Source organism: Micromonospora pallida (genome assembly GCF_900090325.1).
Classification (GTDB): Bacteria; Actinomycetota; Actinomycetes; order Mycobacteriales; family Micromonosporaceae; genus Micromonospora; species Micromonospora pallida.
The window spans coordinates 7,146,694-7,166,192 of the sequence record NZ_FMHW01000002.1; the positions used below are offsets into that span (position 1 = coordinate 7,146,694).

At 71.8% G+C, this 19,499-nt stretch carries 19 protein-coding genes and 1 pseudogene; 9 read left to right on the forward strand and 11 right to left on the reverse strand.

From position 1 onward, the window contains the following. The first annotated feature begins 93 nt into the window (after positions 1-93). Positions 94-387, forward strand: a complete 294-nt coding sequence (locus GA0074692_RS30705; protein WP_091654349.1) for a 4a-hydroxytetrahydrobiopterin dehydratase — start codon at positions 94-96, stop codon at positions 385-387. Further along, positions 384-1,538, forward strand: coding sequence for an FHA domain-containing protein (locus GA0074692_RS30710; protein ID WP_091651017.1), 1,155 nt, complete (start codon positions 384-386; stop codon positions 1,536-1,538). Before GA0074692_RS30705 ends, GA0074692_RS30710 begins: the two co-directional genes overlap by 4 nt. Positions 1,539-1,616: 78 nt before the next feature. Here the strand turns inward: GA0074692_RS30710 and rocD are convergent, their stop codons facing one another. The 3 genes from rocD to GA0074692_RS30725 form a co-directional block, all read right to left on the reverse strand. Next, the gene (gene rocD / locus GA0074692_RS30715; protein WP_176738752.1) at positions 1,617-2,831 is read right to left on the reverse strand and encodes an ornithine--oxo-acid transaminase; all 1,215 of its coding nucleotides are present in this window, start codon (positions 2,829-2,831) and stop codon (positions 1,617-1,619) included. After that, a complete protein-coding gene (gene ddaH / locus GA0074692_RS30720; protein WP_176738753.1) occupies positions 2,831-3,649 on the reverse strand; it encodes a dimethylargininase in 819 nt (272 codons plus the stop codon). The genes rocD and ddaH overlap by 1 nt, the downstream gene beginning before the upstream one ends. A gap of 472 nt (positions 3,650-4,121) precedes the next feature. Then, positions 4,122-4,988 (reverse strand): DUF4190 domain-containing protein, encoded by an 867-nt coding sequence (locus GA0074692_RS30725; RefSeq protein WP_141725449.1) that lies wholly within the window; start codon positions 4,986-4,988, stop codon positions 4,122-4,124. Positions 4,989-5,246: 258 nt separating this feature from the next. Between GA0074692_RS30725 and GA0074692_RS30730 the strand changes: the two genes are divergently transcribed. Both GA0074692_RS30730 and GA0074692_RS30735 read left to right on the forward strand, forming a co-directional pair. Next, a complete protein-coding gene (locus tag GA0074692_RS30730; protein WP_091654354.1) occupies positions 5,247-6,608 on the forward strand; it encodes a glycosyltransferase family 4 protein in 1,362 nt (453 codons plus the stop codon). Next, a complete protein-coding gene (locus GA0074692_RS30735) occupies positions 6,605-8,152 on the forward strand; it encodes a glycosyltransferase family 2 protein (RefSeq protein WP_091651029.1) in 1,548 nt (515 codons plus the stop codon). Before GA0074692_RS30730 ends, GA0074692_RS30735 begins: the two co-directional genes overlap by 4 nt. A gap of 119 nt (positions 8,153-8,271) precedes the next feature. On the opposite strand, the gene galE is transcribed toward GA0074692_RS30735, so the two are convergent. Both galE and GA0074692_RS30745 read right to left on the reverse strand, forming a co-directional pair. Beyond that, entirely contained in the window at positions 8,272-9,258 is a 987-nt protein-coding gene (gene galE, locus GA0074692_RS30740; RefSeq protein WP_091651032.1) for a UDP-glucose 4-epimerase GalE, read from the reverse strand. A 35-nt stretch (positions 9,259-9,293) separates the two neighbouring features. Continuing rightward, positions 9,294-10,385 (reverse strand): glycosyltransferase family 2 protein, encoded by a 1,092-nt coding sequence (locus tag GA0074692_RS30745; protein ID WP_091651036.1) that lies wholly within the window; start codon positions 10,383-10,385, stop codon positions 9,294-9,296. Between the two features lie 138 nt (positions 10,386-10,523). Between GA0074692_RS30745 and GA0074692_RS30750 the strand changes: the two genes are divergently transcribed. After that, positions 10,524-11,474 carry a phosphotransferase gene (locus tag GA0074692_RS30750; protein ID WP_091651038.1) on the forward strand — a complete coding sequence of 317 codons (951 nt, stop codon included), beginning with the start codon at positions 10,524-10,526 and terminating at the stop codon, positions 11,472-11,474. Here GA0074692_RS30750 and GA0074692_RS30755 read toward each other — a convergent pair. Beyond that, positions 11,425-11,724: a hypothetical protein gene (locus GA0074692_RS30755; protein ID WP_091651041.1), complete on the reverse strand. Its 300-nt coding sequence runs from the start codon at positions 11,722-11,724 to the stop codon at positions 11,425-11,427. The genes GA0074692_RS30750 and GA0074692_RS30755 overlap by 50 nt on opposite strands. A 543-nt stretch (positions 11,725-12,267) precedes the next feature. On the opposite strand from GA0074692_RS30755, the gene GA0074692_RS30760 reads away from it, so the two are divergent. From GA0074692_RS30760 to GA0074692_RS30775, 4 genes are all read left to right on the forward strand, one after another. Then, entirely contained in the window at positions 12,268-12,483 is a 216-nt protein-coding gene (locus GA0074692_RS30760) for a helix-turn-helix transcriptional regulator (protein WP_091651044.1), read from the forward strand. A gap of 407 nt (positions 12,484-12,890) precedes the next feature. Next, a complete protein-coding gene (locus GA0074692_RS30765; protein WP_091651048.1) occupies positions 12,891-13,712 on the forward strand; it encodes a MerR family transcriptional regulator in 822 nt (273 codons plus the stop codon). 56 nt (positions 13,713-13,768) lie between these two features. Next, complete coding sequence (locus GA0074692_RS30770) at positions 13,769-14,578, forward strand: Fpg/Nei family DNA glycosylase (RefSeq protein ID WP_091654356.1); 810 nt, start codon at positions 13,769-13,771, stop codon at positions 14,576-14,578. A gap of 158 nt (positions 14,579-14,736) precedes the next feature. Next, the gene (locus GA0074692_RS30775; protein WP_091651052.1) at positions 14,737-15,090 is read left to right on the forward strand and encodes a hypothetical protein; all 354 of its coding nucleotides are present in this window, start codon (positions 14,737-14,739) and stop codon (positions 15,088-15,090) included. Positions 15,091-15,210: 120 nt separating this feature from the next. Here GA0074692_RS30775 and GA0074692_RS30780 read toward each other — a convergent pair whose 3' ends face one another. From GA0074692_RS30780 to GA0074692_RS30800, 5 genes and pseudogenes are all read right to left on the reverse strand, one after another. Further along, a complete protein-coding gene (locus GA0074692_RS30780) occupies positions 15,211-15,528 on the reverse strand; it encodes a helix-turn-helix domain-containing protein (RefSeq protein ID WP_091651056.1) in 318 nt (105 codons plus the stop codon). Next, positions 15,525-15,889 (reverse strand): annotated as a pseudogene (locus GA0074692_RS30785) (type II toxin-antitoxin system RelE/ParE family toxin). Before GA0074692_RS30785 ends, GA0074692_RS30780 begins: the two are co-directional and overlap by 4 nt. 161 nt (positions 15,890-16,050) lie before the next feature. Further along, on the reverse strand, positions 16,051-16,917 hold the full coding sequence (locus GA0074692_RS30790; protein ID WP_141725450.1) for a hypothetical protein: 867 nt from the start codon (positions 16,915-16,917) through the stop codon (positions 16,051-16,053). Between the two features lie 163 nt (positions 16,918-17,080). Continuing rightward, a complete protein-coding gene (locus tag GA0074692_RS30795; protein ID WP_091651061.1) occupies positions 17,081-18,502 on the reverse strand; it encodes a WGR domain-containing protein in 1,422 nt (473 codons plus the stop codon). Positions 18,503-18,610: 108 nt separating this feature from the next. Beyond that, positions 18,611-19,483 carry an aminoglycoside phosphotransferase family protein gene (locus GA0074692_RS30800; RefSeq protein WP_091651063.1) on the reverse strand — a complete coding sequence of 291 codons (873 nt, stop codon included), beginning with the start codon at positions 19,481-19,483 and terminating at the stop codon, positions 18,611-18,613. Positions 19,484-19,499 lie beyond the last annotated feature (16 nt).

Sequence of the window (19,499 nt, forward strand, 5' to 3'; positions counted from 1 at the left end):
CGCCGTGACCGGCAGGAGCGGGAGGGTGACGGCTGCCGCTGGGCGGCGTTCGGGTCGGACGGTGGGCGGCATGGCCCCGGTAGGGTGCTGACCATGGCAGAGGTGCTCACCGCGGAGGCGGTACGAGACGAGCTGGCCGCGCTGGGGGACTGGACGGGCGACCCTGCCGGCATCAGTCGCACCGTTCAGCTCGGTAGCTTCCCAGCGGCGATCGCGGTCGTCGACCGGGTCGCCGAGGTAGCCGAGGCGCGGGACCACCACCCCGACATCGACATTCGGTGGCGGACGGTGACGTTCCGCTGCACTACTCACTCCGCCGGTGGTGTCACGCAGCGTGACATCGACCTGGCCCGGCGGATCGACGAGATCGTCCGGAGCGCGCGATGAGATTCGAGATCAGCAAGGTGCTGGACGCGATCGAGGGACGTGTCTGCACCGACCCCGCCCTGGCCCGCGCGGTCGTCGACCTGGCCGAGGTGATCCGCTACCAGGATCTGGACGCCGGTCGGCCGGCGAGCCTGCTGCGGCTCGGCATGGTCATCGACGCGCTGGCCCGCCAGCTCGAGGAGGACAGCGTCCCGGTCTACGCGGTCGTGCACCGGGCCCTGCTCTCCGACGCCGACCTGACCTCGAACGAGCGGATGGTGGTCCGACGCTGGGCCGACGACGGGCTGGTGGAGGTGCTGGACCAACCGAACGACCGGATCCTGGAGGTCGCCGACCTGCTCGGCCTGCCGGTGCTCAGCCGGGCCCGCTTCGACGGACTGCGCGGACGCTTCCCGTGGGTGGTCGAGCAGCCAGGTCGGGTGGTCGCGCCGGTGCCGGGCCAGGGCGGACCGACCTTCGTCGCGCACGTCGGCTCGGGGACGACCCCGGTCGCCGGTGAGCCGTCGCCGGTCGGGACGAAGCTGCTCTCCCGGCTGTGGCGCTGCCCCGAGCAGGGGTGTGCGCTCTTCGGCTCCGGTGGCGGCGGGGGCGCCTTCGCCGACCTGTCTCCCCGTACGGAGCGGAGCCCGGCCGCCCAGTCGCCGCCGACCCTGCGGACCGGCGCGCCGACCTGCCCCCGGCACGGCGCCCGGCTCGGTGACGCCGGGGCCCGGCCCCGGACCGAGGTTCTCGCGGTCCGCATCGGTGGGCTGGTCCGGCGGCGGTTCGTGCTCACCTCGGACGAGTCGGTGCTGGTCGGCCGGGCACCGGACCAGGCCGGCGGGATCATGCTCGGGCAGTGGCTCAACGACGAGGCCCGACGCTGGATCAGCCGCAGCCATGTCAGGTTCGAGCTGCGGGCGGGCACGGTGGTGGTCACCGACGTGAGCACCAACGGCAGCGGTATCCGGCCGGGCGGCTCGATGAACGAGGCGGAGCGGATTCCGCTGGCCCCGAAGCAGTCCCGGGTACTGGATCCGGGCGACATGATCGAGTTGTATCCCGGGGTGCAGATCGGTCGTCCGGGTGAGCTGCCCGCAGGGGCCCCCTACACGCCGACCTCGGTGATGGCCGAAGCCCCCACCATGGCCATCCGCCTCCCCCACCCCTGACCCGTCCCATGTTGATCAAGAGGTTTGCGTCAGGCGGAACGCCGATCGGTGACGCAAACCTCTTGATCAAACTTAGGGTCAGGCAGTGAGGACGGTGGTGAGCTGGGTCAGGGCGTGGTCGATCTCGTTGGGGGTGATGACCAGGGGCGGGGCCAGGCGGATCGTGGAGCCGTGGGTGTCCTTGGCGAGGATCCCCAGCTCCATCAGCCGCTCGCAGGCCTGCCGGCCGGTCATCAGCGCCGGGTCGATGTCCAGACCGGCCCACAGACCCCGACCCCGGACGGCGACCAGGCCCTGGCCGATCAGCCCGCGCAGCCCGGCGTGCAGGCGTTCGCCCAGCTCGGCGGAGCGCTGCTGGAACTCGCCGGTGGCGAGCAGCCGCACCACCTCGGTGGCGACCGCGCAGGCCAGCGGGTTGCCGCCGAAGGTCGAGCCGTGCTGGCCGGGCTTGAGCACACCCAGCACGTCGGCGTTGGCGGCGACCGCGGAGACCGGCACGATGCCGCCGCCGAGCGCCTTGCCGAGCAGGTACATGTCCGGCACGACGTCCTCGTGGTCGCAGGCGAAGGTGGTGCCGGTGCGGCCGAGGCCGGACTGGATCTCGTCGGCCAGGAAGAGCACGTTGCGCTCGGTGCAGACCTGACGTACGCCGGGCAGGTAACCCTCCGGGGGCACCACCACGCCCTGCTCGCCCTGGATCGGCTCGATCAGCACCGCGACCGTGTTGTCGTCGATGGCGGCGGTCAACGCGGCCAGGTCGCCGTACGGGACCACGGTGAACCCGGGGGTGTACGGCCCGAAGTCGTCCCGGGCGTCCGCGTCGGTGGAGAAGCTGACGATGGTGGTCGTCCGGCCGTGGAAGTTGCCCTCGGCGACGACGATGTTCGCCTGCCCGGCCGGCACGCCCTTGACCTGGTAGCCCCACTTGCGGGCGACCTTGATCGCGGTCTCCACCGCCTCCGCGCCGGTGTTCATCGGCAGCACCAGCTCCTTGCCGCAGAGCTGGGCTAGCTCACGGCAGAAGGTGGCGAACTGGTCGTGGATGAACGCCCGGCTGGTCAGGGTCAGCTTGTCGAGCTGGGCGTGTGCGGCGGCGACGAGCTGCGGGTGCCGGTGGCCGAAGTTCAGCGCGGAGTAGCCGGCGAGGCAGTCCAGATAGCGGCGCCCGTCCACGTCGGTGAGCCAGGCACCCTCGGCGGACGAGATCACCACCGGCAGCGGGTGGTAGTTGTGCGCGGTCCACCGCTCGGCGTCCCGGACCGCGTCCGGCGTCCGCAGCATGTCGTCGACGATCACTTGCCTGCCTTCTTTCCCTGACGGAGTCGCAACGTGCAGCACTTCGGGCCACCGCCGGCCTTGCGCAGCTCGGACAGGTCGACACCGATGGTCTGGTAGCCCCGGTCACGCAGCTTTGCGGCGAGACCGGTGGCCTGGACGGGCAGCACCACGTGCCGACCGTCGCTGACCGCGTTCAGCCCCAGCACCTCGGCGTCGGCCATGGTGGCGTGCACCGCGTCGGGGAAGAGCCGACGCAGCGCGGCCTGGCTGCCGGGGGAGAACGCCTCGGGAAGATACGCCACGGTGTGCTCGTCGAGCACGGTGAGCGCGGTGTCCAGGTGGTAGAAGCGGGGGTCGACGAGCTGGAGGGTGATCACCGGATAGCCGAAGACCTCCTGCAACTGCGCGTGCGAGGCGTGCGCGGTGCGGAAGCCGGTGCCGGCGAGCAGCAGGTCACCGGCGAGCAGGATGTCGCCCTCGCCCTCGTTGACGTGCTTCGGGTCGTACATCTCGAAGCCGGCGGCCTCGAACCAGGCCCGGTAGGCGGGGGCCTCGTCGGCCCGCTGCGGGTCGCGGAACTGCACGGCCATCGCCCTGCCGTCGATCACGGTGCCGCCGTTGGCGGCGAAGACCATGTCGGGCAGGCCGGGAACCGGGGGGATCTCCTCGACGGTGTGGCCGAGGTCGTGGTAGGTCTGCCGCAGTTGCTCCCACTGCCGGATCGCCAGGTCGGCGTCGACCGGTGCGGTGGGGTCCATCCAGGGGTTGATCGCGTAGTCGACGGCGAAGTACGTCGGCCGGCACATGAGGAAGCGCTGGCTGGTGGCGTCCATCGTCATTGTCCTGCTCCCGAGGGTCGGGCGCGCCCGGCCACTCCCGGCCTGCGGGCTGGCGCCGTTGTCCCAACGCTATGCGCCCGGTGGCGGCGATAACCACCCGTGAGGATTGCGTGAAGCGCACGTTCATTGCGTCTGTGGGGGAGTAGATGTGCGATTCGTTGCGTACGCCCAGCGTGCCCAGGTGGCCGGCACCCGCGACGAGGATGAAAGGCGTGGCGACCGACGATCTGGAGGTTCGGTGAACCAACCCGCCGGATACACCCGTGCTCCGGTAGACGAACGCGTTGCGCCCCGGTGGCGCGCGGGGCCAGGGCGAAGCGTTCGGCTCGCTGCGCTGCCGGACGGCCCGGACACACTTCGGGGGCGGCGAGACCGCCGCCCCCGAAAGAGATGTTCCCCCCGCTGGTGAACCACCAGTTCTGACCGGGCTCGGCCGGTGCACCACCGGCGCCGCCAACAGTGCCCGTCAGAGCCGGTTGGCAAACTGTGAGTCAAGCCACTCCCGGAAGCGGTTGATCCAGTCGCCGTCGGCGGTCGGCCAGTCGTACTGGCCGGTCATCGCCAGCACGCCGAGCACCACGGCGGCGAGGCCGGCCACGATGCCGAGCAGCGCGTCCGTCTTGCCGGCGACGTGCCGGCGGCGGGTGGCGACCAGGCCGAGGACGGACAGGACCGCGCCGATCGCGCCGACCGCGATGCCGTACCCGGCGAGGGCGCCGGTGAGTACGCAGAACAGCCCGGCCACACCGACGATCAGCCCCAGGGTGGCGAGCAGGCTGGCGCGCGGCTTCTTCGCGGCCACTGTCGCAGGCTCCGGGACGCGGTCGTCGTCGCGGGTGGGGTCGGCGACGTCCCGGTCGAGGTCCGGATGGCTGGCGTCCCGGTCGATGTCCGGGCGAGCACGGTGGAGGATGCGCTTCCGCGTCTGCTCGTCCAGATCGACGGTCCGGTCCGGGGTGCCGGTGGCCGGGTCCAGGCCCGGTCCGGTGGGCTCGCGGTCGGCGATCCGGTCCGCCTCCGCCGGCCGGGCGGTCGCGGCCCGCGCGGCCGCCGCCCGTGCCTCGGCCTGCCGCTCCGCCTCGGCGTCCCGGGGGTCACGGTGCCGGCCGTCCGTCGACGCCGGTCCGGTCCGCTGGTCCCGGCCGTCAACCGTCGCGGCAGCGCTGCGGTACGTGGTGCGGTCCTCGCCCCGGTCGGTGACCACCGGCGCGGCGACCCGGCCGTCACCGGTGTCCAGCATGGTCGACGAGCCCCGGTCGGCGGCGCCGGGGGCGGCCTCGTCCCCGTCCCGGGCGGCCGGTTCGCTATGACGTGACAGCGAAGGAATCTTCACGACGAACACCTCCTGGTCGATGCGTGGAGACCTCGGACGCGCCAGCGGCTGCCACGCGGTGATACTCGTGACGTACCCTCCGCGCTCTTCCGGCACACCTGTCGCTGTCGGCGTCGGCCAATCGACGTCTAGGTGAACGGGGGTTGACAGCTCCGCCCAGAGTGCGCCGGCGCGGGGAAAGCGGCCGTAGGATCCTCAGCCGTGACCGGTGCGGGCAGAGAGAACGGCCGTGCTCCCGCAGCCCGGGGGCGCGTGGTGATGCTGGTCGACAACGGGGTGCACGGCGACTCGCGGGTGCAGAAGGCGGCCCGGTCGGCCGCCGTGGCCGGTTGGGACGTGACGCTGCTGGGCCGCTCCCCGGACGGCGAGCCGCGCCGGTGGCGGCTCGGCCGCGCCGAGGTACGGCTGCTGCCGATGGGCGGTCCGTCCACCGGGGCACAGGCCCGGCGGCGACGTGCGGTGGCCGCCCTCGGTGGCCTGCGCCGTCCGGTGGAGTTGGCGTACACCCGGTTCTGGTCGGTTGCCATGCGGGAGCGGGCGTGGCGGCGGCTGGAGCCGTCGCTGTGGCAGTACGAGCGGGCGTACGGGCCGGTGGTGGACGCGCTCGACCCGGACCTCATCCACGCCCACGACTTCCGGATGCTCGGCGTCGCCGCGCGGGCGAAGCTGCGGGCCCGTGACCAGGGCCGGTCGGTCAAGCTGCTCTGGGACGCTCACGAGTTCCTCCCCGGCATCAAGCCGTGGCGGGACAACGTCCGCTGGCTGCCCGCCCACCGCGCGCACGAGCGGGAGTACGCCCCGTACGCCGACGCGGTGGTGACCGTCTCCGACGAACTGGCCCGACTGTTGCAGGCCGAGCACGGCCTGACCGAACGGCCGGCGGTGGTGCTCAACGCCCCCGACCTGACCACCCCGTCCACCACCGCCGGACCGGGTGAGGCCGGGCCGTCGGCGGCGGCCGGGCCGGGTGACGCCGGGGCCCCGGGTGGCGGGCCGGTGTCGCTGCGGGAGCGGTGCGGGATCGGCCCGGACGTGCCGCTGTTGGTCTACAGCGGGGCGGCGGCACCGCAGCGGGGCCTGGCCGTCCTGGTCGAGGCGCTGCCCGCGCTCCCCGACGCGCACGTCGCGTTCGTGGTGAACCGGCCGGACGGCGACTACGTCCAGGGCCTGGTCCGGCGCGCGGCCGAGCTGGGGGTGGCCGACCGGCTGCACGTCGGCGGGTACGTCGCCGCCGACGAGGTGGTGCCGCTGCTGGCCGGGGCGGATGTCGGGGTGATCCCGATCGAGCACTGGCCGAACCACGAGATCGCTCTGATCACCAAGTTCTTCGAGTACTCGCACGCCCGGCTGCCGATCGTGGTCAGCGACGTACGGACGATGGCGGAGACGGTCCGCCGTACCGGTCAGGGGGAGGTCTTCCGGGCCGGCGACCCGGCCGACCTGGTCCGCGCGGTCCGGGCGGTGCTCGCCGACCCGGGCCGGCACCGGGCCGCATACGAGGCCCCGGGGCTGCTGGAAAGCTGGTCCTGGCCGGCGCAGGCGGCGGTGCTCGACCGGGTCTACACCGCGCTGCTCCCGGACCGGCCGGCGGTCTCATTAGACGGCGGTGGGCAGGCGTGAGCACGCCGGACGTCACCGTGGTGCTGCCGGTATACGACGCCATGCCGTACCTGACCCGGTGCCTGGATTCCCTGGCCGCGCAGACCATCGGCGCGCAGCGGATGGAGGTGGTGGCGGTCGACGACGGCTCGACCGACACCGGCCCGCGCGAGCTGGCCCGGTTCGCGCGGCGCTTTCCCGGCACGGTGAAGCTGCTCCGGCAGGCCAACTCCGGCGGCCCGGCCGCCCCCTGCAACCGGGCGCTGGAGCACGCCACCGGCCGGTACGTCTTCTTCCTCGGGGCCGACGACCACCTGGGACCGGAGGCGTTGCGGCGACTGGTCGACGCCGCCGACCGGTACGACGCCGAGGTGGTCCTCGGCCGGGTGGTCGGGGTGAACAGCCGCTTCATCCATCAGGAGGTGTTCGCCGAGACCCGGGCCGAGATCGGCCTGGACGACCCGGGGCTGTCCTGGTCGCTGGCGAACACGAAGCTGTTCCGCCGGGACCTGATCGAGCGGTACGGGCTGCGCTACCCGGAGGACATGCCGATCGGTAGCGACCAGCCCTTCACCCTGGAGGCGTGCCACCGGGCGAAGCGGATCTCGGTGCTCGCCGACTACGACTACTACTACGCGGTGCGCCGGCTCGACGCCCGGAACATCACCTACCTGAGCCGGGTCGAGGACCGGCTGGCCTGCGCCGAGGCCCTGGTCGACTTCGCCGATGGGCTGCTGCCACCCGGACCGGAGCGGGACACCGTCATGGCCCGGTACTTCGCGCTGGAGATCGCGGCGCTGCTGCCCGACGACCTCCTCGGATTGGACCGGCTGACCCAGGAGAAACTGCACGACGCAGTCCGGTCGCTGGCCGAACGGCACCTGAGTCCGGCGGTCGCCGCCCGGCTGACGGTACGGACCCGGCTGCGCCTGGCGGTCACCCGGCACGGCGACCTCGACGACCTGCTCGCCATACTCCGGCAGGACACCGGGGACGGCGTACCGGCCAGCGTGGTCGACGGGGACCGGTGGTACGCGGCGTACCCGGGCTTCCGCGCCGGGGCGCTGCCCGACACGGTCTTCGAGGTCACCGACGGGCTGCCGGAGTGGCTGGCCACGCTCGACGTGACGGCGGTCGGCTGGGACCGGGGGCCGACCGGCCGGCCGGCGCTGACCGTCGAGGCGCGCAGTCCCCGTCCCGACCTGGCGGACCGCTGCACCGATCTGCGGCTGCTCGCCGAGGAGGTGGCCGGCGGGCCGGCGCGCATCACCACCGTCGACGGCGGGACCTCGGTGACCGTCTCCTTCGACGTGCACGCGCTGGTCGCGGCGAGCGCGGTCACCGGCCAACGCCGGGCGGTCCGGGCCGAGGCGACCGTGGCGGGCCGGACCGGGGCCGCGCCCCTGCGGGTGGCCCGGCTGCGGGCACCCCGGCCGGTGCTGGTCCGGCGGGGTCGACGGCTGTTCGCGGTCAGCCCGAGCCGGGACGACTCGGGCCGGCTGATGCTCTCCGTCGTGCCGTTCACCCCCCGGCGCATCGTCGCCCGGCTCACCCGCCGCCGCTGACCGCCCGCCCCCGTCGTCCGCCGGCCGGTCTTGTTGCCCGGCGGCGCGTAGCCCGGGGGTCGGTGCGCGTGGTCCGGGGGTTGGGCCCGCGTCGGGCCGGAGCGGTCGTTCGGTCCGGGTCAGACCCGGGCGTCGAGTTCCCGCCAGCGCAGCGCGTGCCGGATGCCGTCGGCGACCGTGTACCGGGGCTGCCAGCGCAGCACGTGCTGGCCCCGGCGGCTCCGGTTGAACACCCCCGCCACGTCGCCGGGCCGGGGACCGGTCTCCCGTACCGGCAGCGGCTCTCCGACGACCTCGGAGAATGCGTCGACCAGCTCACGGACGGTCGTGCCGGTGCCGGTGCCGACGTTCAACGCGGCGAAGCCGCCACCGTCGGCCGTCACCACGTCGAAGCGGGTCAGGGCCGCCACGTGCGCCTCGGCGAGGTCCCAGACGTGGACGTAGTCCCGGATCGCGGTGCCGTCCCGGGTCGGCCACTCGGTGCCGGTCAGGCAGAACTTCCCGCCGGTGAACCACGCCTCGATCATCCGGCCGAGGGCGTGACTCGGGTCGCGGAGCTGGAGGCCGGTCCGGAACTGCGGGTCCGCGCCGATCGGGTTGAAGTAGCGCAGCGCGACCGCGCTCAGCTCGCCGGCCGCCGCCGCGTCGGCGAGCACCGTCTCCACCATTGCCTTGCTCCGGGCGTACGGGCTGACCGGGGCGACCGGGGAGGACTCGTCGACGGCGAAGTCCGGGCCGGGCTGGTACAGCGCGGCGGTGGAGCTGAACAGCAGCCGCCGGCAGTCGTTGCGGGCCAGGTGGCCGACCAGGCTGACCGCCTTGGCGAGGTTCTCCCGGTAGTAGCGCACCGGTTCCCGGACCGACTCGGGCACCACGATCACCCCGGCGCAGTGCACCGTCGCGGTGATCTCCGGGTGCTCGGCGAAGATCCGGTCGACCAGCGGGCCGTCCGAGATGTCCCCCCGGTAGAAGATCCGGCCGGCGGTGAACGACTCCCGGCCGGTGCTCAGGTCGTCCAGGATCACCGGGACGTGCCCCCGGTCGAGCAGAGCGGACGCGACGGTGCTGCCGATGAAGCCGGCCCCGCCCGTGATCAGCACCTTCACCGGCTCTCCTCCTCGCTTCGCTTCGCCGCCCGGCCTCAGCCGGTCGACACTGTCGGTACGGGTGTGGTCGCGGCGGCGGCCGGAGCCGGTGCGCTCGGGGTACGGCCCCGCCGTACCCGGCCGAGGGTCCGGTGGACCGACCGCAGGGTCGTCCACGCGAGGTAGTTGTCCCGTTCGACCAGCCGGTGCTTCAGGCCGGTCACCCCGTCGGGCACGGCGTACCCGCCGGCCGGCAGCCAGCGCCGGTGGTCGAGGACCATCCGGCGGAAGAACTCCCGGCGGGACGCGTCGGGCAGCCGGGCCTCGTTGCCGAGAATGACCAGGTAGTGGTTGACCATCAGGCGGAACAGTTCGGGACGGAAGACGTCGTGCCGTCCCCCAGCGGCGTCCACGGCGGCGAAGACCGCCGCGTACTGGTCGAAGACCTCGAAGTGCCGGTCGCTGCGGGTCACCGTGATCCGCCCCTGCGGCTGCTGCCGGTAGTGGTAGCAGACCCGCTCCAGCACGTCGATCCGGTCGGCGGCCATCAGCAGCGGGTGACTGTAGGCGACGTCCTCGTACCAGCCGCCCCGGAAGCGCAGCGCGGCCTCGTCCAGCAGCCCGCGCCGGACCACCTTCGTGCAGGCCGACTGGGCCAGCCGGAGCAGGTGCGGACGGTCGGCCAGCCGCAGCGGAGTGGCATGCCCGGCGAGCGCCCCGGCCGAGGGACGGGGCACGACCCGGCCACCGGGGAACACCTCGGCGTGGTCGATGATCAGTACGTCGGGACGGGTCGCCGCGAGTCGCTCCCGGACCGCAGCGAGCGAGCCCGCCGGCAGCCAGTCGTCACCGTCGACGAACCAGACGTACTCGCCGGTGGCCTGGGCCAGACCGGCGTTGCGGGCGCCACCGAGACCGACGTTGGTGGCCAGGTGTACGACCCGGACCCGGGGGTCGCGCGCCGCGTATCCGTCGAGGATCGCGCCGCAGCCGTCCGGCGAGGCGTCGTCGACCGCGACCACCTCGACGTCCGCGTACGGCTCGGCGAGGATCGAGTCGAGGCAGGTCGCCAGGTACGCCTCCACGCCGTGGACGGGCACGACGACGGAGATCCGGGGCTGTCCCGAGGACAGGTCAGCACTGCTCACGCCTCATCACGCTGGCGTACGCAGTTTGCGACCACCCCACACCCAGATGAACATCGCTGCCATTCATCGTGGCCGGGTCATCGCTGCCTACTGCCCGCTGCCCGTTGACCGTTGAATCGGAAATGGGACGATCATGTCGTGACCGTGTTCATGCCACCGGAGCAGATCGCCGACCGAACCGCCCGTGCCGTCGACGCGGCTGTCCACGCCGGACGTGGCCTCGGGCTCACCGTGACCGAGCCGAAGGTGCTGTACGAGGCGTTCTCGGTGGTCGTCCACCTCGCGCCGTCACCGGTCGTGGCCCGGGTGCTCACGGTGTTGCCGCACTACGCGGACCTCGACAGCCAGGCGGTCCGGCAACGGGCGGAGTTGGGCGTGACCCGGTGGCTCGCCGACCGGGGCACCCCCGTCATCCCGCCCAGCCCGCTCGTGCCACGGGAACCCGTCCAGCGCGACGGGTTCTCGATGACGTTCTGGCAGCTCGTCAACGTGGCCCCGGACGCTGAGCCCGACTACGTGGCGAACGCCGGCCTCGTCGCCGACCTGCACGCCGCCATGCGCGACTATCCGGGTGACCTGTCGTTCCTGTCGGCGGCCGAGCCCCGGTTCATCGAGGACGGCCTAGTTCTGCTCAAGGATCACCCCGACCTCCTCGACCCGGCCGACCTGGACCGCGCCCGTCGCGAGTGGCAGGTCCTGGAACCTGTCGTGCGTTCCCGCGCGACGTTCGAGCGCACGTTCCCGGGGATCGACCTCCAGCCCATCCACGGCGACTGCCCGGCGGTGAACATCGTCCCGGAGGTGCGCGGGCACCTGTACGCCGACTTCGAGATGGTGACGTTGGGGCCCGTCGAGTGGGACCTCGCCGGCCTCGGCCCCGACTGTGAGGCCGCCTACGACCAGGCGGCCCGGAGCAGGGGCATGCGGGAGTTGAACAAGGACGTCCTGGGCTTCGTCAACGCGGTGGGGATGCTGCGGGGCGTCGCCTGTCTCGCGCTCGCGCCGCAACTGCCGATGCTGGCAGACGCCATCCGGCCGCTCATCGAGCAGTGGCGGTCGACGCCGTTCGCGGGCGGGCTGACCGGCTGAGCTGCATCCGCAGCCCGGCCGGCTGTACGAAGATCGACCGCCGGGCGACCGCGTCACCTTTCTTGTCGAGCTGGTAGCCGTCGAGCCAGACCCACCCGTCGAAGGTGACCCAGTCGAGCACCCGGATCACCCGGAACATGATCGGCGTGACGAACTGCACGCTGGCCGCGCGCGTCACCAGCACCAGGTCACCGGCTCCGGGCAGGGGAGCGTTCACCGTCTGCCCAGCAGGGCGCGGTACCTGCGCCATTCGCGGATCCGGGTACGGGCAGCCTCGATAGCGGGACAGAACCCGGTTGCTGTGCATCTCTGGCAGCGGCTGTGGCGGTGGTGGTCCAGGCAGTACCAGGCCGACTGCACCAGGAAGGGCACCTCGCGCCGCCCACGCGGTGCGTCCTGCCAGTCGGTAACCCTTGTCCGGCGAAGGTCATCAGTCGGCCCGATCTGGGAGTGAACCCGTCCGGAGGCATTGTTCGACCTGGCTGACGGCGGCAGCCGCGAGGAACGCGATTCGCGCCGTGGTCGGTCGGCGAGAGGCCCGAGCGGGATCGGCGTTCGGCGGTCCGGGCAGCGCCGCCAGGAGGAGAGGCCGCAGGAACACCCGAGGCGCAGCCAGCGGCGCAGCACCGGGCGGTGTGTGGGGGCGAACGGGACCGGCTGTTCTCTCTGGGATCGCAGCATGGCTCTACGCTCTCGCCCAGCAGGCCCCTTGTCAAGCGTGTAGTCCGCGCTTGCCAACTTGTCATGCGTGCACTACACGTTTGCCAACTTTGCGCGTGGCTAACCTGCGGGCGTGCCAGAGCACCTGTACGGGCCGCAGGAAATTGGGGACCGGCTCGGCGTCTCGCGGGAGCGGGTCCGACAGTTGACCCTCCGCCCGGACTGGCCCGCGCCCTACGACCGGCTGGCCATGGGGACGGTCTGGCGCAAGGAAGACATCGAAGAATGGATCGGGAAGCACCGCCCCCATCTGACCGATCCTGATGAGGACGAGGCCACGGGCGCGTAGCCGCCAAACGGGCCCAGGTCCGCTTCGCGGATTTTGTTGCTGGCCACGGCTGGGTATCGCTCTGAGTTACACAGACCGGCATGCCGCCTCATCCCCGCGTGTCCTTTGCTCTGCACCCCTCTACGCGCCAGACGCTCTCGGTGAGCGGCATCCCCCACATCGAAATTCTCCGACACGCTAAGACGCCTGCTCGGAGCCGGTGTTGCGTATATGGGTGCAGAGCAAAGGAAAACCTGAGGGTCGGTGCCGTCCGACGGAGGTTCACCCACCGTGACGATCCCCCGCCGCCCGGCCATCGACACCTAGTGTGACCATGGGTGGTTCATGCCAAACCGTCAGGCCACCAGGTGGTGCGCTGGTGGCTTCTTGACTCTCACACCGTGTCAGGCGGTCAACTCGAGGACATCATGTTCACCATCGGAGACTTCGCCCGGCACGGCCGCGTATCGGTCCGGATGCTGCGTCACTACGACGCGACCGGTCTGCTGCTCCCGGCCCACGTCGACCCATCCACTGGCTACCGCTACTACACGGCCGCCCAGCTCGCCCGGCTCAACCGCATCATCGCGCTCAAGGATCTCGGCTTTACGCTCCAGCAGGTCCGGGAGATCGTGGACGGCACCGTCACCACCGAGGAACTGCGCGGCATGCTGCGGCTGCGGCGGGCCGAGCTGGAGAGCACCGTGGTGGCGGCAGCGGCCCGGATGGTGCAGATCGAGGCGAGGCTCCGAGCGATCGAGAGTGAGGGGCAGATGCCCACCGACGACATCGTCATCAAGAACGTCCCAGCGGTTCGGGTCGCCGAACTGACCGCGACCGCCGCCAGCTTCGACCCGGAGGACATCGGCCCGGTCATCGGGCCCCTGTACGACGAACTGTTCCGCCGCCTCGACGCGGCCGGCATCACCCCCACCGGCCCCGGGATCGCCTACTACCAGGACGAGCCGCAGGCAACCGGCCGGATCATCGTGCACGCCGCCGTCCAGGTCGCCGCCCCCTGCCAGGACGGTGACGTCCGGGTGCTAGACCTCCCGCCCATCGAGCAGGCGGCGACCATCGTGCACCGGGGCGCGATGGACGCGGTCGTTCCCACCGTCCAGGCCCTGGCCCGCTGGATCGACGGCAACGGTTACCAGTCGAACGGGTACCCGCGAGAGGTCAACCTGGAGTGCCCGGCGGACCGCGACGACTGGGTGACGGAGCTACAGGCACCGGTGAGCCGCGCCTGATCCCACGCCCCGGTGCCTCGTCGGCGACGTTCGACGGGTGACTACGCTTGGTGGTCGTGCCCGAGGGACATTCCATCCACCGCCTGGCCGCCCGGCACGCCGAGTTGTTCGCCGGGGAGAAGCCGCAGGTCAGCAGCCCGCAGGGCCGGTTCGCCGAGGGCGCGGCGCGCATCTCCGGCACCCTGCTGGAGAGCACCGAGGCGTACGGCAAGCACCTGCTGCACCACTACGTCGACGACCTGACCGTGCACGTACACCTCGGGCTGTACGGCAAGTTCACCGACGGGACGGGGGAGCCGCCGCCCCCGGTGGGGCAGGTGCGGCTGCGGATGGTCGGCGACCGGCACTGGCTGGACCTGCGCGGCCCGACCGCCTGCGAGGTGCTCACCCCCGGTGAGGTCGACGCGCTGCGGGTCCGGCTCGGCCCGGATCCGCTGCGCGCCGACGCCGATCCGGCACGGGCGTACGCGCGGATCTCCCGCAGCCCGACGCCGCTCGCCGCGCTCCTGCTCGACCAGTCGGTGGTGGCCGGCACCGGGTTGATCTTCGTGACCGAGGCGTTGTTCCGGGCCGGGCTGCCACCGCTGCTGCCCGGTCGGAACCTCACCCCGGCGGGCTGGCAGGCGCTCTGGGCCGACCTGGTCGAGCTGATGACCCTCGCCGTCGAGCGGGGCCGGATCGACACCGTCCGTCCCGCCCACCTGCCCGAGGCGATGGGTCGTGCCCCGCGCGTCGACCGGCATGGGGGCGAGGTGTACGTCTACCGCCGCCCCGGCGCAGCCTGCCACGTCTGTGGCACAGCGGTCAGCCGGGGCGAGTTGGGCGGGCGGAACCTCTACTGGTGCGCCGCCTGCCAGGCCGGCTGACCCGGACGGTGCCCCGCGCCTTGGGCGGGCCGACCGCTCGTGGTCCCGCCCGGTGGTCGACGGCATGCAGGGTGGCTCACGATAGCGGCTGGTGGTTGCCGCGCCGAGGCCCATGCTGGTCATGATGTCGCGAACCGGCACGCCACTAGGCTGAGCTGATGATCGAAGACCGCCAGCGGCCCTCTCGTCTCGGCGGTTTCCGGGTCTGTTTCCTCGGCAGCGCCTTCTTTCTCGCGTTGCTGGCGGTCCTCCAGCCGATCACCCGCTTCGAGGACTGCCCCAACTATGGCGGAAACGGCAATGCGAGCGCGTTCGCGAACCCCGCCTGGGACTTCTACCTGACGGCCCTGCTGTTCGGCTGGGTGTTCCTGGTCTTCATGGAACAGACGTTGTCGATCACCCGGCGCGGACGAGGTCGCGCCGACTTCGCACTCCGGGCGGCCGGCGCGATCTCGTTGACGACGATCGCCTCGTGCGGCCTTTTCGCCAACGTGGCGGTGCTCTGCCACTGACCGGGTAGCCCAGCCCCGCACCGCCGGCCCGACCACCGCCACCGCTCAGACCAGCCGGCGGATGTCGCCGTACGCGCGGTAGAAGCTGCCGACCTTGACGGGGCGGGATCGTGGGGTGGGCTAAGCGATAGCGGCGATGTCGCCGTCGTCGAAGTAGATCGCCTGGTGGAGGCGTCCGCCGAGAGCGGCGGCGTAGCGGGCGACGACGTCTTGGCCAGAGATCTTGCCCTGTTCGATCTGGGAGACGCGGCCCTTGGTGACGCCCATGCGGTCGGCGACCTGCTTCTGGGTCAGGCCGCGGGCGCGGCGTACCTCGGCGAGGCGGTGTCCGACGACGGTGGCGAGTAGTTCCTGTTTGCCTGCTTCGACGGCCTGCTCGCCGCCGGCGCGCTCGATGTGGGCGCTGCGGATGTCACGCCAGCGTACGTAGCTGCTCATGGCTGTCGGCCCTCCTCGGCGCGTTCCTTCAGGTAGATCTCGTAGCGATGCTCGGCCAGAGGGATCGCTTCGGTGTACCACTGCTGCCAACGTCCGGCCTTGTCTCCGGCGACGAGCAGGATGCTGGAGCGCCATGGGTCGAAGGCGAACAGGATGCGGGGACGGTGCCAGGGCGCAGCTCTTTGAGGTTTGCGATCGACGAGCCGTGGATTGTGTCGACCAGCGGCCGGCCGAGTCCGGGGCCAGCCTGGGCGAGCAGGTCGATGGCTTGCACGACGCGGGCGTGGGTGAGTGGATCGAGGCTTTCAATCCACTCCTGTACCTCGTTGACGAGGTAGATATCCCACTCGTCGGTCGCCATCCTGCGAGTATAGCAACCGCTATACCCGGGGCGAGGTGGTCGGGCCGGGGCGAGCTGGGCGGGCGGAACCTCTACTGGTGCGCCGCCTGCCAGGCCGCTGACCTCGCTCGACCGATCCGCTCGGCGTCCACCGCCTGATCTTCCAGTCGGTGCGGTTCGGTTCAGCCACGCCGGTGGTTCTGTGGTCCACTGCAGTACGCGGCGGCGACAGCGGCCGATTCGAGCCGGGGTTTGAGTCTGCCGTCCGTGGAAAGGTCGACCCGGTGGGCGACTGCGGCGACCACATAGCGTTGGCCGAAACGGGTGTACTGGTGGCGGTAGCCGGGATTCATGCCGGTGGTCCACGGCTTGCTGCCGACGCCCCTGCGGGTGCGCCAGAGGGTGAGATTCCAGACCGCACCTGTGGGACCGCTCAGGTAGCTGTACAAGTCGCTGGCCGCTGCTGTGTCGGGGAGCGCGAAGACCGTTACCGCGACCAGGACGGGGTTGCGGGCGATGGTGATGCTGCTGGAACACTCCAGGTAGACCCCGGTCATCACCTGCGTGCAACCGCGGTAGTTGAGTTCCCTGACGACGTCGCTGGCAGTGAGCGAGCCGGGGCCGGATGCCGCGTGGTGGCAGGGACGAGCGCCTCCGGCGACCCGGGCGAACTTGATGGCTTTGTCGGTGCTGAAGAGCCGGGGCAGCAGGGCATCCACGGTGAACGGGGTCTGGTCGGTGCTGCTGTTGCCCCAGGACCCCGGTCCCGTCGGGTCGGCGTCTCGCCGGCCGCCGCTCGTCGTCGACCTGACGGTCTTGCCGGTGTCATGAGCCAGTCTCTGCGCCCACCACCCCAGCAGACCCGCACCAGCCGACGCTGTCGTCATCCCGGCCACCCACCACAACGGCCTTGCCTCAAGCGCCGGAAACCAGGGACTACTGCCGCCGGTTGCCACATTGACCGCGAGAGACGTCATCGTCACCGCCGCAGCGGCCGCAGAGAACGCCACGACCAGCAGCCCGATCCGCCGCCACTGGCGATCCGGCACCCGGCACCTCCCTCCCCCTGCCATACGGTACGTCCAACGGGGACTCTCACCGTGGCAGGTTCGAGGGCGTTCGACGGCCAACGAGGTGAACGGCCCGGTACCGACGGGCGTGCCTGTGGTGCCGGCCGCGCGCGACGTGCCACCGTTTCTGCCCGTCTCGGGCTCAACGCAGGCGGCGGATGTCGCCGTACGCGCGGTAGAAGCCGCCCCGGCCGGACTCGCGGACCTCGGTCACCAGGTAGCGGGCGCCCGGCTCGCGGATGCCCTTGGGGAACTGCACCGACCAGTCCCGGTGGAAGCCGTCGGAGATCACCTGGATGCGTAGCTGCCCCCGCACCTCCACGCACTGCACCACGATTCCACCGTCGGTGTGGTTGACCACCTCGACCGTGGTCGACGGTGCCGTGGCCGGCATCCGGGGCGGTGCCTTGACGTCCACCACCTGCGGCACGCTGCCCGACTCGGCGGCCCGGATCGCCGGCTCGCTGGCGTCGATGCAGGCCAGGTAGCCGCCGGTGGTGACCACGTAGAGGCGTTCGTCGTGGTACTGCATCGAGTACGCCGAACCGCAGCCGGTGCCGAGCTTCCAGAGTCGGTTGCCGGCCTCGTCGAAGCAGTAGATCGAGGAGTGGTTGTCCCCGGCGAAGACGTACCGGCCGTTCTCGGTGGCGGCGCAGGAGAAGACCGGGGCGTCGCAGTGGTACGTCAGGTCGGCCTGGCCGCGCTTGGTCAGCCGGACGACCTGGCGGGTGCCGGTGCCGGCGAAGACGTGGTCACGTTCCTGCCAGCCGAAGAGGACCGAGCCGGTACGGGTGTTCCACAACTCCTGGCCGGTACGCCAGTCGAAGCCGGTCACCCCGGCCGAGTGGCCGTGGTAGATCGCGTCGTCGTCGCAGCGCACCATCCACGCCGACGAGCCGCGCCCCGGCCGCCGCCAGAGGAACTCGTCCTCGTGGTCGACCGCAGAGATCCCGCCGCCCGCGTCGGAGACGCCGAGCACCCCGTCGTGGATGTCCAGCCAGTAGATGTCGATCTCCGGCGCGATGGCGTACGCCACCCGGGGCACCTTGCCGGAGAGGTCGTACACGTTGCCGTCGTCGCAGCCGGCGTAGATCCAGGCGTCGTCGGCGACGATGCACTTCACCCCGTCCGGCAGTCGGACCTGGCTGAGCACCTGGGCGTCGTGGCCGAGGGTGGTGATCATCCCGTGCTCGTTGCCCACCATGCAGTGCTGGTCGTCAACGAAGATGCCGAACGCCGGGGCACCCGAGTGGTACCGCCAGAGCACCGGGGCGGTCCGCGCGGTGGAGCGGGTGCTGACGATCTGGCGACGGCTGACCGCGCGCTTCTGGCGCACGCCGGGCACCGCCGGGGCGTACCCCTTGCGGACCTTCTCGCCGATCTTCTTCGCGGCGGCGGCGCGGGCCTTGGCATTGTCCGCGAAGCTGCTGGTCTTGACCTGCCCCTGGTCACCGATCCGGCCGTACCGGACGGTCAGCTCGGAGCCGTCGACGACGGTCTCGTAGAACTTGTGCGCTCCACCGCCCTCTTCGGACAGCTCGAGGTAGGTCGTCTCCTGCGGCATGGGGAATCCTCCGGGGGCGGGGCGACCGGCGGCGATCCGACCGGTACGTCGACAGCGCGCACACGCTAACCCCCGCCACCGACAAGGAACGGCCGTGCGGGCGGAACCTCACGCGTCGTCGAGCAGCCAGCGGACCACCTCGACCTGCGCCGGGAAGACCTGCCCCTCGCCGATGCTCCAGGCCAGCGTCTGGCCGACCGTCCAGCCCCGCACCCGTTCCCGGTCCAGCCCCAGCTCGGCGGTGAGCCGGTCCAGCCGGTGGCGTACCGCCGCCGCCGAGTGACCCAGCTCCGCGCCGCGCACCATCGGCACCACGCTGAACTCGCGCTCGCCCACCAGTGGCTTCGGGTCGATCACCAGCCACGGCTCCCGTTCGGCGCGCAGCACGTTCCCGGCGTGCAGGTCCTGGTTGACCAGCACCTGGTCACCCTGGCTCGGGGCCAGGTCGGTGAGCAGGTCACGGGCCGCGTCGAGCAGCCGCCGCTCGTACGGCCGGCCGGCCCGCTCCCAGTTGCCCGGCATTCGTTCCACCCAGCCGGCGGCCTCGTCAACCAGCGACGTGAAGGGGGCGCCCGCCGGCTGCCAGAGGCGGGGGAGCAGGTCGACGACCACCCCGAGCGCCTCCTCGGGCGGGCGGCCGGACAGCGGCTCCCCGGGTGCGCACCGCTCGATCAGCAGGGCTCGCCATGCCGGCTCGTGCGCCAGCAGCCGGACCGCGCCGTCGCCGGCCCAGGTTGCCAGCGCAGCCGCCTCGTGCTCGCTGTCCCAGTCGGGATACTGGAGCTTGAGCACGACCGACGTCCCGTCCGGCAGTTCGGCGGGGAGCGCCAGCGACACCAGCGACCCCGGGTACGCCGGGCCGAGCCGCAGCGACCACCGGTCCACACAGGCGGCCAGCCGCTCCGGCAGCACCGCCAACCACTCCCGGCCGGCGGGCACCCGCCGCATCCAGTCCAGCCGCTGAGGGATCTCCAGTTCCATCGGCCCATCCTCGGGC

What these genes read in the sequence shown, in the direction of transcription:
- GA0074692_RS30755 (WP_091651041.1), bottom strand. Translation starts at nt 11,724, where the DNA reads ATGGCGCAGGTACCGCGCCCTGCTGGGCAGACGGTGAACGCTCCCCTG.
- GA0074692_RS30705 (WP_091654349.1), top strand. Translation starts at nt 94, where the DNA reads ATGGCAGAGGTGCTCACCGCGGAGGCGGTACGAGACGAGCTGGCCGCG.
- GA0074692_RS30780 (WP_091651056.1), bottom strand. Translation starts at nt 15,528, where the DNA reads ATGAGCAGCTACGTACGCTGGCGTGACATCCGCAGCGCCCACATCGAG.
- GA0074692_RS30800 (WP_091651063.1), bottom strand. Translation starts at nt 19,483, where the DNA reads ATGGAACTGGAGATCCCTCAGCGGCTGGACTGGATGCGGCGGGTGCCC.
- GA0074692_RS30730 (WP_091654354.1), top strand. Translation starts at nt 5,247, where the DNA reads ATGCTGGTCGACAACGGGGTGCACGGCGACTCGCGGGTGCAGAAGGCG.
- GA0074692_RS30710 (WP_091651017.1), top strand. Translation starts at nt 384, where the DNA reads ATGAGATTCGAGATCAGCAAGGTGCTGGACGCGATCGAGGGACGTGTC.
- ddaH (WP_176738753.1), bottom strand. Translation starts at nt 3,649, where the DNA reads ATGGACGCCACCAGCCAGCGCTTCCTCATGTGCCGGCCGACGTACTTC.
- GA0074692_RS30765 (WP_091651048.1), top strand. Translation starts at nt 12,891, where the DNA reads ATGTTCACCATCGGAGACTTCGCCCGGCACGGCCGCGTATCGGTCCGG.
- GA0074692_RS30775 (WP_091651052.1), top strand. Translation starts at nt 14,737, where the DNA reads ATGATCGAAGACCGCCAGCGGCCCTCTCGTCTCGGCGGTTTCCGGGTC.
- GA0074692_RS30795 (WP_091651061.1), bottom strand. Translation starts at nt 18,502, where the DNA reads ATGCCGCAGGAGACGACCTACCTCGAGCTGTCCGAAGAGGGCGGTGGA.